This is a genomic window from Helicobacter ganmani (assembly GCF_003364315.1).
GTDB classification, from domain to species: Bacteria; Campylobacterota; Campylobacteria; order Campylobacterales; family Helicobacteraceae; genus Helicobacter_D; species Helicobacter_D ganmani.
In genome coordinates, this window is record NZ_NXLS01000015.1 from 1 (window position 1) to 12,755 (window position 12,755).

Below are 12,755 nucleotides of genomic sequence, written 5' to 3' on the forward strand. Positions count from 1 at the left end.
GGGGTGGGGGTGGGAATAGAATCACATAGCTTTTTAAGACTAGAATGAATAAAAGTCTTTTCAAATCGTTGTGAAAAATAAAATTGTATCAATACTGAATTGGAGATATTTTTTACCATTAAATCCTCAAGATTCAATCTTTCTTTGGGATAATACATATGCGTAAGAGCTGTGCCGAAAACTCCCCAATGCACATAACCATACTCAGACAATAAATTGTCTAACTCAACAAAGTCATCAATATGGTTTGCTTCAGCGTAGATTATGGGACGATTCTTGAAAATTAATTTTTTTGCTCCTCTAATTACTTTACATTCCCAACCTTCAACATCAATTTTCATTACAGAAACAAATTCTCGTATGTCATAACTATCAATTGTTCTACATTCTATAAAATCTTGCTTATCTTCATTGCAAGATTCCAAGAACATTCCACCGAAATTATTTGTAAATTCTCTCGGAAAATAAGCTTTTTCATATTTATCTGATATTCCTGTTTCAAAAATAGATATTTTGTCTTGAAAATGATTAATTCTTACGCTTTCTTGCGCAATTTCAACCATTTTTGGATTAGCCTCAAAAGCAATAACACGATAGCCATTTGCCGCTATAAATAAAGAATGATTTCCAATATTCATTCCACAATCTAAAAAAATTCCTCCTTGAATCCCCATCGAGAGTTTCTTTAAAACATCTTTGAGCATTTCAAATTCATAAGGTTTTTTAGTTCTCCATATAGTTCTTTGAATGTAATCTTCCTCTTTGTAGGGTAGATACATTTTCAGATTATGTTTTGCATCAATCTCTACATTTACTATATTTTCAATTTCCATTTTAAATTCTCCCATGATTATTAATATACATTATGAATCATCATCTAATTCTAATATTGCCCTATAAACTCTCTCACAACATTTCCCATCTCTAAACTCAAAGGTATTCTCTATATTGGATTGGTAGGGTTCTCCGACTTTACAATCATTTTGCAATAAAACCTCTAGTTCTTTAAGCAACTCTTCTTCTGTGGTAACGACAGGACCAAAACCATCTTTGCGGTAATCAAAGTATCCCCTCTGTCCTGAATGATATTCAAGATTAAAAAAATCTTCCTCATCAAATTGATAATATAATACAGGCTTTTTAAGATATGCCATTTCAAAAGCTACACTAGAATAATCTGTAATCATCAAAGAAGATTCGCAAAATAAATTAGAAAGGCTTTGTCCGCAATCTCTACCATTTTGTTTTATATAATCTGGAATTGAAAAGTATTTATTAAAATTCTCACGTGCATTAATATGGGGGAAAAATAAAATAGAATAATGATTAATTGCGGTTATTTCCTGTAGTTGTTTATTCTTAAGTAAGGATGTCCATTTTAAAAAATAATGACTTTGAATAAATTTTTCCTCTGAATCATCTATCTTTAAATACCTCCTCCAAGTTGGCATTATTAAAATTTGTCTTATTTTTGCAATCTTTTGACTATTGAGCAATAATCTATCATGTCTAGGAAGACCCAAAAGCTTGACTTCTTTTTTGCCAAATTTATACCTATTGCCATCATTAACAATGGAATTAAACTCATTTTTAGTTGAAACATTAAATAAATTGATATGTTTGGGGTTTAACCAAGACGATAAGTCATCTTTAATGATTCCATGTTGTAAAAATATAAAATGACATTTTTTAAAATATCTTAAAAAATATTGATCTGCGTGTGAAGAAATGATTTTATTTGCCTTTTTTGCAATTAAGGGAAATTTATACGAATTGAAATCAATCAAATTAAATCCGTCTTTTTGAAGCCTATTCCAATCAAGGGAAGTCTTATCCAAAGCAAAAATAATCTTTTGCTTTGGATAATTCTTAGAAATATAACGATATAAAACCTCTGCACTTTCATCGGCTTCTATGTCACGATCTATAAAAACCCATATTCCATTTGTTTTGCTTTGAGGTATTGATTGCCAAATTAATTCTGTGTTAAGACTTTCAAAATTATCTCCCTTGAAAATAATTTCTGTTTTTTTATCTCCTATAACGACTTCAAGTTTTTGTAAATCTTGAGGGATTACTATCCAAAGTCTTACTTCATAGCAAAAAACTTCAGATAAGTAATTATGCCTCATAATTTTTGTATATTTGGGATAGATTTCTTTGCCATCTAAATAAAGTTTTGCTATTTCATTAATATTTGGAGTAAAATATTTTACAAAAACTTGCTTTTTTATTGAATCAAATTCCCCTACATAGCATCGCTGATAGGGTGGATGCTCGCCTTTAAAACAATTTAAGATTCCAACTTTATGATAAAACCAACAACCAACCAAATTAAAATTTAAAATAACATCTGTATTGATATAATAAAAAACTTTTTTAAGTTTATCCAAATACTCTTGTTTTTGATTATCTATTGACAATAATGAATCGTTATTAATAACTTTCTTAATAATCCAAAAATTTTGATAAAGACAAAAATTTTGAAAATATAAATCTAATGATTTCCTTTGTGATAATATTTTCTGCATTTCCGTCAGCAAGAGTAAGAAGTTTGAAATAGAGGTTAAAAAATTAGAGGTTGAAGAATTATGACCTTTCCTATAATAATATAAAGCCGTTTTTAAGAAGCCTACTTTACCCTCTTTATATAAGAAATCACAATATTGCCAAAGAAACAAAGCGTCTTCAAAGTTATTTTTAAACGCTTCCGATTCATTAAAAACAAGTTTATTTTTATATATTGAAGACAATAGAAATAAAGAGACAGTTGAGCTTTGAACTTCGTTATATAAATTTTTAATATATTCTATTTTATTACCTGATTCAAACTTAAAAGAAGTCGGATGTTTAATGTATTTATTGCCAGAATAAATAATAACATTAGTAAAAATAACAGCAATTCTTTCTTTGATTCTCCCTAAAAACCTATCCACTTCATAGAAATAATCTCTATCCAAGAAGTCATCAGGGTCGGTAAAGGTTACCCAAATGGGCTTGTAGCTAGGATTATGGATTGCTTCGTCCGCTTCGCCTCCTTGCAAAGGCGTAGTGATTTCCGCACTTGACCCCTCAAGATAGCCTAGTTTCTCCTGCAACCATTGAAGCCCTAGATTCCTAGCACTCGCTTGTCCGCCATTTTCTTTATGTAAATAGACGATATTTTCTGGAAATCTTTTTTGATAATTTTTGATGATTTTTGCACTATTGTCGGTGCTACCATCATCTACACAAATAATTTTTATATTGTTTTTGAAATCCAATCTTTGCTTGAGGATAGAGCTGAAATAATCGTCCAAATATTTTTCAACATTATAAACTGCGGAGATGATGTAGTATTCTGCAAAGCCGTGCTTTTTCTTTGGTTTTAAACTTTTTAATTGATTTTCAATCGGGATAATGCGCTTATCTAGCGCGTCTTTAAAGAATGCTTTAGGATTATTTTGTAATTTTCTTAATTTTTTAGGACTCAAAAATGGCTTTAATACATTCATTAATAATTCTCTCTTGATTTACTATTGAAAATAAGACTTTTCAAATCTGCCATTATATATTATAAATTCTTAAAATTACACACCAAATGATTTAAGGGAGAATCACAGGTTGAAATTCATCTTGAGCCCTGCAAAGCAGGGCTAGGCTTAAGCTAATAAGCCTTGACAACAATTATACAAAGCAGTATAATTGCGCACAAGATGAATTTTACGGTTTTCATCTTTGCTCCTTTTGGGGCATAGATTTTGCCGCAGGGTGTGAAGACCTGTGGCAAACACCCTGCAAAATTATACTTCAAAATCCCGCAAATAAATTTTAATCTTTATTAAATAAAACACACGAAGTGCAAGCTTTTTCTTGTTAATCTAAACCCTCTTTTTTGCGAGCTATGATAGGCTTTGCGATTCTTAAATAACCTTTTAGATAGCCTCTAAATAAAGCATTTCTAACACAAATCTATTTCCCACACAAAGAAAATATTTGTATTGAAAAGTCTTATTTTCAATACAAGTTAATTTAAAGTCATAATTTAAGGTAAAAGTTGTGTTTGATTATTGTATCGTAGGAAGTGGGTTGTTTGGTAGCGTTTTTGCCTATGAAGCCTCTAAGAGGGGCAAAAAATGTTTGATGCTAGAAAAACGCAATCACATTGGGGGGAACTGCTACACCAAAACACAAGAAAATGTTAATGTGCATACCTATGGAGCGCATATTTTCCGCACAGATTCTAAGGAAATATGGGACTATGTGCGACAATTTGCGGATTTTAATCACTTCATCAACTCTCCGCTTGCAAACTACAAAGGCGCAATTTATAATCTACCCTTTAATATGAACACCTTTTGCAAACTTTGGAATATCTCCACGCCCAAACAAGCCCAAGACATTATAGAATCCCAAAGAAAAGCCGCACTCAAAGACCTAAAAGGTGCGCCCAAAAATCTGGAAGAACAAGCCCTCTCCCTTGTTGGGATTGATGTGTATGAAAAATTTATCAAAGGCTACACGCAAAAGCAATGGGGCAGAGATTGCAAGGATTTACCAGCCTCCATTATACGCAGGATTCCTGTTAGATTAACTTATGATAATAATTACTTCAATGACCCTTATCAAGGAATCCCAAAAGGTGGCTACACTCCTATCTTTGAAAAATTATTAAAAAATTGTGAAGTGCGGCTAAACGCAGATTTTTTAAAACACAAAGAGCAATTCCAAGCAAAAGCTAAAAAGATTCTATTTACTGGAACGATTGATAGCTACTTTGAATATCGTTTTGGAGAGCTTGAGTATAGGAGTTTGAAGTTTGAAGAAGAGATTTTAGAGATTCCAAACTATCAAGGGGTTGCGGTGGTGAATTTCACAGACGAGCAGACACCTTACACTAGAATTATTGAGCATAAGCATTTTGAGTTTGGCACACAAGAGAAAACGATTATTTCCAAAGAATACCCTCAAACTTGGGATAAGAGCAAAGAGCCTTATTATCCGATTAACGATAGCAAAAATCAAGCACTTTTTGCAAAATATCAAGAACTTGCTAAGCAAGAGCAGAATCTCCTCTTTGGCGGAAGACTTGGCTCATATCAATACTATGATATGCAAGATGTCATCAAAGCAGCTTTAGAGCTTGTTAAGAGGGAGTTTGCGCAATGAATCCTAAAGTCTCCATTGTTATTCCCTCTTTGAACTCTATGTGCTATATAGAGGAATGCCTCCAAAGTGTGCTAAATCAAACCTTGCAAGACATAGAGATTTTGTGTGTAGATGCCAACTCTACTGATGGAACTTTGGAATATTTAAAAGAGCTAGAATCCAAAGATAAAAGGCTAAAAGTTATCATATCAAAGAAAAAATCCTATGGACACCAAATGAATCTAGGAATCAAAGCTGCCAAAGGAGAATATTTAGGAATCGTAGAGAGTGATGATTATATTAAACCTAATATGTATGCAGAGCTTTATAGAATCGCAAAAGAGCAAGAATGCGATGTGGTAAAGGGGGATATGCTAGAGTTTGTGGATAAAAATGGAGAGAGGATATTCACATACACGCGTTTGATAAATTGGACTAAATGTCTTTACCACAGGAATTTAAACGCAAAAGATGTGAGAGTTTTTACTCAAAGTGGCATTATGAATCCAAGCGGGATTTTCAAACTTTCGTTTTTAAGAGAAAATCAAATCTATCATAATGAAAGCTTAGGTGCAGCTTATCAAGATACAGGATTTTGGTTTTTTACCCATTTGCTTGCATCAAAAATATTTTTTGTTAATGAGGCGTTTTATTGCTATAGGCAAGATAATGAAAATTCATCAGTGAATCATATTTCCCTAGAAAAAGCCTTAAATCTAAGCAGAGAGTATGATTTCATTCGCAAAAAACTTGATGATAATCCCAATTTAAAAAATCTTATTTCTCTTGTAAGTTATTTGCGGTTTGGAGGGTATAATTGGATTTTAGGGCGCATTATGGACGCATACAAATTGCCTTTTCTCCAAAGAATCCAAAGTGAGTTTTTAGAGCTTGAAGCTAAAGGTGAGTTGGATTGGAAGTTTTTTGACGCATTTCAAAGAGCCAAACTAGAGCGAATCCTAAAAAACCCACAAGAATTTTATGAAAATGTCTGCTTAAAGCCTAAAGGTGCGGTAGAGAGGGTGAAAAACCAGCTTTCTTATAAATTGGGAACGGAGATTTTAAAAACAAAAAATCCGATGAGAATATTTATTTTAACTTTTAAGCTAAAAAATCTCATAAACCATTGGGGACAACTAGAATCCAAAACCTTAAATTTAGATGATTTTAGTGATTATTACGAGGGACTTAAAACTTGCGAACATCTTTCCTATTCTCTTGGATTCACTTTTTTAAAAGCTTATACAAATTGGTATAAGGGAGAAATTTTACTGCTACCTTTTAAGTTTTATAGAGTTTATAGACAATTTAAAGAAAAAAGGATATAAATGGAAGTTTTGCTATCAATCATCGTGCCTTGTTATAATGTAAGTGCATATATTGATGATTCTTTCAAGTCTTTAATTTCACAAAAAGATATAAAAAATTTTGAAATACTTTTTATTGATGATTGTTCAACAGATAATACTTCGCTAATAATCCAACAATTAATTTCAAAAACAAATGCACCACATATCCATTTCCAGCTAATTAAAAATTCAATCAATGGCGGCTATGGCAAAGCAGTTAATTTGGGTATAAATAAAGCAAATGGTAAATATATTTGCATCTTTGAACCAGATGATATTTTGCCAAGCAAATATTATAGTATTCTATTACAACAAATTCAAAAAAATTCTTTGCAAGCTTGCTTTTATGATACTTATATAGAAACTAGAAATGGAATAAAAAACAATGTAGTAAATTTATACAATCCATATTACATAAAAAATACATTGGATATATTAACAGAACAAGAAATACAAGATAGACTAGCTTTGGGAAATTGTGGAATTTGGCTTGGCATATATTTGAGAGATTTTTTAATGACTCAAAATATCAAGTTAAATGAAAATAGCAAGGGATACGAAGATATTGCTTTTATTGCTTTATTATTTTCACAAATTAAAAAAGTAAAAATTATTCCCGGTGGTGGGTATAGGTATCGGAGAGATAATATCTCTCAAAGTGTCTTAAATTATTCTAACTTCCATAAAATCCTAATTGTTACGAAATATGTCCTAGAGCAAGCGCAGAAAAATCAAAGATATGCCGCTATTTTGGGTTTCTTACTAACTCATTTAAAAACTTATCACGATAAAGCTATTTTAAGCAAACAGAATTTTCTAGTTTCCAATATTAAAGAAATTGCTAGAGAAATCATAGAAAATGCGGAATTAAAATGCAATCACAGAGTTTTAAGATTTATCAAATCTTTACAGAGAGAATTTAATTTGAAAAATATATCTGCTGAAGTTGTTGATAACTATTACCCGATTCATTATGCAAAAACTTTACCACTTTCAGACTATTTAAAAGAAGATTTTTCTATATTGTATAGTTATGCTCACCTTAAATTTTACCTTGCAGCCAACGAAATGAGTGTATTTGACAGCAATATAAACGATATACAAAACGACATCTTGACTTTTTCAAATATACCAGAAAGTGAAAAGGATTTAGAGTTCATTGATTTTATACAATATTTTTTACTACATACACCTTATAGCGTTCTATCAAAAAATTCTATAATAAATAACGATATTTTTTTATTGGCAAGACAGATGAACATTATTCCTTCTGTAAATCCTTATATACATCAAGCAAATTTTTCACTATTCTTAGGCGTTGAAAAATTTGAAGAAATGAGCGACTTTAACGATTTTTCCATAATCAAAGCCTATTATGCTTTATTGGAAAGTCATACCAAATCTTTTGTAAAATATCTTAGACAAAAAAGTATAGCCATCGTAGGCAATAGCCCTTGCGAACTTGGCAAAAATAAAGGAATGGAAATTGATTCGCACGATATTGTTATTCGTTTTAATAATTTTTCTACCGATAAAGAATATATTAAGGATTATGGACAAAAAACAAATATATGGGCTTTAACACCTGCACTCAATTCTATTATGGAAAGAGAAAATATATCATTTGATTTTATTTTATGCGCCCATACCAATAGAAAAACTCCAATTAATCGGTTTAATATACTAAAAAATTGGATATTTTCTGGTGCTAATGTAGCACAAATTCCTTGTATTGATATTTTAATTAAATACGATATAAGAGTTATGTCAATGGGACTAATCGTGGCATTATGGATATTAGAAAATATAAACTTCAAAAAAATGAATTTATATGGTTTTTCACTAAAAGAACAAGAACAAGGTATTACCCACTATTTTGAAGGAGACCCTTCAAAAGGAAAAGTCTTGCCGATACATAAATGGGACCAAGAATCTCAAATATTAGCATCAATAAAACAAATATTAAAGGAAAAATATGCTTAAACACTACATCCATTGTCATCAATCTTTTGATTTATTAAAAGGAGGAAGTGTTGGTTATATCTCATCTTTATTTCAAGGCTTTACAGAGAATAATCCTTTATTCCAAATACAAGAAGATTTACAATGTTGTTTTCTTTTTCCCAATATTGCGACACACGAAAGATTAGAAAATGAAGATTTAGGGTTTGTTTTAGATGCTAGGTTACAATATACACAATACAATAATGAAATAAGTACAAAAACCTCTTTAGACTTGCTTGAAAAAAGACAAAGATTGTTTAGAGAAGTTTTACCAATAACAGAATATTCAAAATTAGACCCCAAGTATATTAGTTCAATCCATATTCACGGAGCCTATAATTTCTTTCCTGTTTATAATAGTCTTACAAAAATGGGTATAGAATCAAGAGTAGTCAAAATTTTAACTACACACAATCCCTATCAACCTACAATGGAAGATATGTATTTATTAAACAGGGCTAGACCATTAGATGAAAATACTAACAAATTGATGTCTTATTATTTTAACGAAAGAGATAAATGGGCTTTTAAGCTTGCTGATTGTCTATTTTTCCCCTCTAAAGAAAGTTTAGAGGGATATTATAGTTTATGGTCTGATTTTGAAAATTTAATCAAAGATAAACAAATATACTTTTGCCCTACTGGCACAACTATCAAAAAACCGATTCTTAGTCAAGAAAATTTAAAATCTCATCTGAATATACCAATTGACGCTAAAATGATTTTATATATAGGCAGATTTATTGATGTCCGAGGATACGACATATTGATAGAAGCAGCACAAACCATACTAAATACTAGAAATGATATTTATTTTGTTGTTGTTGGTGAAAAACAAATCTCCCCCATAACCCACAAACAATGGATACAAATTCCTTTTGTAGATAATCCAAGTGATTATATCAATGCAGCAGATGTTTGTTTGTGCCCCAATAGAGGTAGCTTATTTGATTTGAGTATGATAGAAATTTTATCCTTAGGAACTCCAATAATTTGTTCTTATGTAGGAGGATATAAATGGTTAGAAAACAAGACAAGCGGTGTTCTTTATGCTCTAGCTGGCAATAAAGACTCTCTAATATCTAAAATTTACGAATTTATGGATTTAACCCAAGAAAAGTTATCCAAAATGTCTCAAGACAATAAAATGCTATACAACAATGAACTTTCACTAAAATGTTTTCAACATAACTATTGTGAAACCATCAAAGAAATTTATAAAGATTTTAAAATTAGTAATAAACAATATATGATTTCTTATTGCGAAACAAATCTATTGTGCAATGCTTTATTTCAAAATAAAACTATGCTTGCTTCTGATAAAAAAATCATAGGCAAGACAAAACTGCAAAGAAAAATTGATAAACTAAAGAATAATCCTATGTTATTTATAAAAGATTTTTTCCGAAAAAGGTTTAAGCGATGATACCAAACAACCACGCTAACATAAAAACTTCAGGAAAAAATAATGTTATAGAATTTTGCGATAACTTCAGATTCTTTGATAAAATAAATTGTTCTATATCTGGAGAAAATAACACGATTCAAGTTGGCAATGTAAATATAAACCAAAGAGGCAATCTCAAAATACACATCAATGGAAATAATAATATTGTAAAAATTGATGATGGAGTGATTATAAATCATAATCTATCGCTTTCTTTTTTTGCCGGAGGCTTAGGTGCGATTGCCAATGATTGTTCTATCAAGATTGCTTCCAATACTTTTTTCAATGGAAGCACAAGTTTAATTTGCGGTGAAAAAAATACAAATATCCTTATAGGAGCAGACTGCCTCTTTGCTAACAATATTCGTTTAATCACAACAGATAATCACTCAATCTATGATATTTCAACCCTTAAAAGAGTAAATCAAGCCGGAGATGTGAAATTGGGTAATCATATTTGGGTCTGTGAAGATGTAACTTGTTTGAATAATTCTAGCGTAGCTGATAATTGCGTAATAGCAACAAAATCTCTTGTAACTAAACATTTAACGGATGAAAATTGTGTTTATGGCGGCATTCCTGCAAAAAAAATTAAAAGTAATATCAACTGGGATACACAAATAAAAGATAAATTTATGGGGGGGGGGCACAAGCCGCCTAATACAATAATGAAAAATGCAACTTTTGTGGATTCTAATATAGCTAATAACCGTGTTGGAATTATTATTCCAATCTATAATGCAGAAAAATATCTTGAAAAATGCTTAGATTCAGTTGTTAATCAAACTCATACTAATTTAGAGATATTGCTAATTGATGATGGAAGCACAGATAATTCTTGTCAAATTGCCAAAGAATACGCTGCCAATGATGAAAGAATTACTTTGATTTTAAAAGATAACGCGGGACAATCTAGCGCAAGAAATATAGGAATAGATTATTTTAATCAAGAATATCAGTTCATTCCTACAAACAAAGAAATTGAAAAATTACATTTATTTAAAATCAAAAATCTTAACAATACAAAAATCTTAACAACCAAAAAACTTTTAGCGATTCCAAAAATAGATTATTTAATCTTTTTAGATTCTGATGATTCTTGGGATTTAGATTGTTTAAAAAAATGTGTAACCGCTATGAACAATAAGAATATAGATATAGTGTGGTTTCATTTAAGTTTTATCTATAAATTAAACTACAAAAGTCATTGGGTAATAACACCAAAACAATTACTTCAAGATATGATTAATAATCAAATAGATTATTTCTTTTTTGTTTGGGGTGGTATGATTCGATTTGATTTTTTAAAAAAAATAAAATTAAAATTTTTGGAAGGCGTTATGCACGAAGACCATTTTTTTGGAATCTGTTTATTTCTACAGGCAAGAAACATTTATATCTTGAAAGATAATCTTTATAAATATTTTACAAGCATAAATAGCGTTACAAGAGGAAAAAACTTATCTTTAGGGACTTTACAATCTTTTTATAATTATGCTAACGACGCGATTGATTATGTATTTTTTGATATTCTTAAAAAAACGAGAAGCAAGCAAATCTACAAAGAAATTTCTAGATTAATAATAAACGAACATATTTATTATTATATCCTCACCCTAAAAGATGATGAATTAAAAGAGTTAGCAAAAAAAGTGTTTTTTGGCAAACATTATTTTCAAACATTTCTTCCAGCATTCTCTTTCATTAGGAGGTGTTCATACTCATCTGCCAAAATGAGAATCTCCAATCATTTAGCATATAAACTAGGCTCTGCAATGATTTCAAACTCTAAAAGTCTTTCAGGATATATTCAAATGCCTTTTATTATCCTGTATATTTATTATAAACATCAAAAAGAACAAAAAGAATATCAAGCAAAAATAGCAAAAAATCCAGCCTTGAAACTTCCTCCTTTGGAATCCTGTGCAGACTATCAAGAATCTTTAAAATATAAAGAACATCTAAGTTTTAAACTCGGACTTGCTCTCATTGAGTCTCAAAAAATGGGGGGGGGGGCATAATAAAATTCATATTCTGTGATGTACCTAGATTAAAAAGAGAATTTAAAGAAAAATTTAACAAACCCTCTTGACAAATATAGTTATTTTTAATGCAATTCTCCCGCATTTAATTACAAGGAAAAAAATAGCTGAAATCAAAGAGGCTTTGCAATTATTGATTGAATTAGCGAAACAAAAGGCAAATACATTTCCATCAGAGATTCAAAAAGACCTTTTAGACGGAAAACTCAATGATACCACATTGAAAGTTCCAATCACTAGAGTGATTGGGAAATACAAGGAATTTAGGGTTAAAACCTCTGAAACGACCGATATTGCAAAAGACATAAAGGACGCAATCGTTACAATATTTGATGGAAATGGCAATGTTGCCAATGGAATCGCCCAATTAAATCCAAAGGGATTATGGAAAAAATGGAAAATTCCCTTGCGTGCGTAGCAGTAAAATCAGCGGTTGATATTAGTAAGCTTGCTTTTAATGACTTTTTATCACTTTATGGACCGATTCTCAAAAAAGCTTTTGGGGACGATGAGCAAGAAATCAAAGCACTTCTGAATGAAGCAAAAGAAATTTATTCTATGCTTAAAGAAAATTCCAATATTGTAAATGCAATTAATATAGACAAGTCCTTAGAATATGTCAGGAGGATTGATAAAGCAAACATTGGCAATCAATGGTATATCGTGAGGGGATTAAAAAATGGGAAAGTAGAGTTTTATTCTTTTACAAATATTTTATGTAAAATGCACCCCTCTCAATACAAATGCACAATCCACAGGAATTCTGCCAATCTTTACAATTCCATA

Annotated in this window: 9 protein-coding genes; 7 read left to right on the forward strand and 2 right to left on the reverse strand. The window is 30.6% G+C overall.

What is annotated here, in order from left to right:
- Both CQA43_RS09165 and CQA43_RS09170 read right to left on the reverse strand, forming a co-directional pair.
- Positions 1-833, reverse strand: an 833-nt coding sequence (locus tag CQA43_RS09165; protein WP_115552294.1) for an FkbM family methyltransferase, incomplete at its 3' end; no start/stop codon positions are given.
- A gap of 30 nt (positions 834-863) precedes the next feature.
- Positions 864-3,494, reverse strand: coding sequence for a bifunctional glycosyltransferase/CDP-glycerol:glycerophosphate glycerophosphotransferase (locus tag CQA43_RS09170; protein WP_115552295.1), 2,631 nt, complete (start codon positions 3,492-3,494; stop codon positions 864-866).
- A gap of 544 nt (positions 3,495-4,038) precedes the next feature.
- Here CQA43_RS09170 and glf point away from each other — a divergent pair.
- The 7 genes from glf to CQA43_RS09205 all read left to right on the forward strand — a co-directional run.
- Entirely contained in the window at positions 4,039-5,148 is a 1,110-nt protein-coding gene (gene glf / locus CQA43_RS09175) for a UDP-galactopyranose mutase (RefSeq protein WP_115552296.1), read from the forward strand.
- Complete coding sequence (locus tag CQA43_RS09180; protein WP_115552297.1) at positions 5,145-6,455, forward strand: glycosyltransferase family 2 protein; 1,311 nt, start codon at positions 5,145-5,147, stop codon at positions 6,453-6,455. The genes glf and CQA43_RS09180 overlap by 4 nt, the downstream gene beginning before the upstream one ends.
- The gene (locus CQA43_RS09185) at positions 6,456-8,459 is read left to right on the forward strand and encodes a glycosyltransferase family 29 protein (RefSeq protein ID WP_115552298.1); all 2,004 of its coding nucleotides are present in this window, start codon (positions 6,456-6,458) and stop codon (positions 8,457-8,459) included.
- Positions 8,452-9,906 carry a glycosyltransferase gene (locus tag CQA43_RS09190; RefSeq protein WP_115552299.1) on the forward strand — a complete coding sequence of 485 codons (1,455 nt, stop codon included), beginning with the start codon at positions 8,452-8,454 and terminating at the stop codon, positions 9,904-9,906. Before CQA43_RS09185 ends, CQA43_RS09190 begins: the two co-directional genes overlap by 8 nt.
- Complete coding sequence (locus CQA43_RS09195; RefSeq protein WP_115552300.1) at positions 9,903-11,948, forward strand: glycosyltransferase; 2,046 nt, start codon at positions 9,903-9,905, stop codon at positions 11,946-11,948. The genes CQA43_RS09190 and CQA43_RS09195 overlap by 4 nt, the downstream gene beginning before the upstream one ends.
- Before the next feature lie 145 nt (positions 11,949-12,093).
- Positions 12,094-12,387 (forward strand): hypothetical protein, encoded by a 294-nt coding sequence (locus CQA43_RS09200; protein ID WP_147290100.1) that lies wholly within the window; start codon positions 12,094-12,096, stop codon positions 12,385-12,387.
- On the forward strand, positions 12,363-12,755 hold a 393-nt coding region (locus tag CQA43_RS09205; RefSeq protein WP_220271604.1), incomplete at its 3' end, for a hypothetical protein. The genes CQA43_RS09200 and CQA43_RS09205, both read left to right, overlap by 25 nt.